This window comes from Streptomyces sp. NPDC056361, from assembly GCF_042262805.1.
Lineage (GTDB): Bacteria > Actinomycetota > Actinomycetes > Streptomycetales > Streptomycetaceae > Streptomyces.
In genome coordinates this window covers 1-1,316 of sequence record NZ_JBHJQI010000317.1, presented here as the reverse complement: position 1 = coordinate 1,316, position 1,316 = coordinate 1, and the positions used below count along the sequence as shown (strand labels likewise).

1 protein-coding gene is annotated in these 1,316 nt (G+C 75.4%); it reads right to left on the bottom strand.

Annotation, left to right across the window (positions count from 1 at the left end; translation table 11 throughout):
- Positions 1 to 49 precede the first annotated feature (49 nt).
- Positions 50 to 1,075 carry a LacI family DNA-binding transcriptional regulator gene (locus tag ACFCY7_RS40470; protein WP_376491082.1) on the bottom strand — a complete coding sequence of 342 codons (1,026 nt, stop codon included), beginning with the start codon at positions 1,073 to 1,075 and terminating at the stop codon, positions 50 to 52.
- Positions 1,076 to 1,316 lie beyond the last annotated feature (241 nt).

Genomic DNA, 1,316 nt, shown 5'->3' with positions numbered 1-1,316 from the left:
GCCCGGGCCCCCCCCCCCCCCCCCGCCGCCCGCTTGCCTCCCCGCCGGGTCAGGCGGAGTCGCGGCGGACGAGCGACGTCGGCGTGATCACCGACTCGGGCCCCTCGGGACCCGTCCCGTCGAGCAGCCGCATCAGCAGCTTCACCATCAGCCGGCCCATGCCCTCGATGTCCTGGTGCACCGTGGTGAGCGCCGGAGAGGTCCTGCGGACCACCGAGTCCATGTCGTCGAAGCCCACGACCGCCACGTCCTGCGGCACCCGCACGCCCCGCTCCCGCAGGGTGAACAGCGCGCCCGAGGCCATCAGGTCGTTCGCGACGAACACCCCGTCGACGTCCGGCCGCCGGTCGAGCAGCTCCGCCATCGCGCGGGCCCCGCTCTCCTCGGTGAAGTCGCCCCCGCACAGCAGGTCCGGATCGGCGTCGATGAGGACGTCCCGGTAGCCGTGGATCCGGTCGACCGCGGACGTCTGGTCGGGCGGCCCCGAGATGTGGGCGATGGTCCGGCGGCCGAGCCCCACCAGGTGCCGCACCGCCTCCCGGGCGCCGCCGCGGTTGTCGCAGTCGACGAACGGGACGCTCGGCGCGGTGCCCGGGGCGGGCCGACCGCCGAAGACCACGGGGATCCGGGCCCGGTCGATCACGGCCGGCAGCGCGTCGTCGCTGTGCAGCGAGAACGCCAGCGCGCCGTCGACGTGCCCGCCGCCGAGGTAGCGGGCGATCCGGTCGTGGTCACCGGCGCCCTCCACCCACAGCAGCACCAACTGCGCGTCGTGCGCCGTCAGCTCCCGGCTGATGCCGCGCACCTGCTGCTCGAAGAACGGGTCCGAGAAGACCCGGAACTCCGGCTCCGCGATGATCACGGCCACCGCGCCGTTGCGCCGGGTCACCAGGGTGCGCGCCGCGTGGTTGGGCACGTAGCCGAGCTCCTCGACCGCCCGGCGCACCTTCTCGACCAGCGGGGAGCGCACCCCCGCACCGCCGTTCACGACCCGCGAGGCCGTGGCCCGGGACACGCCCGCGTGCGCGGCGACGGCTTCCAGCGTGGGGCGGGACCCCGTGGTCGGTTCGGTCACGGCGGGCGCTCCTCGACTGCGTCGGCTGGTGGGCGGGCGGAGGTCCGCGCGTCCCGGCTGCCGCCCCGGAACCACGGTCCTGCACCTACCAGGATATCCGCAGCCCGCATCGTCTGAGAGCGCTCCCAGCGGCTTGTCCCGGCCGCCGCTCCCACCCGTACCCGGACACGGCTCCGCCCCGCCCCCACGCCGGGCACCTACACAGGCACGTGCACCGTCTCCACCCGGCTCGCCACCAACC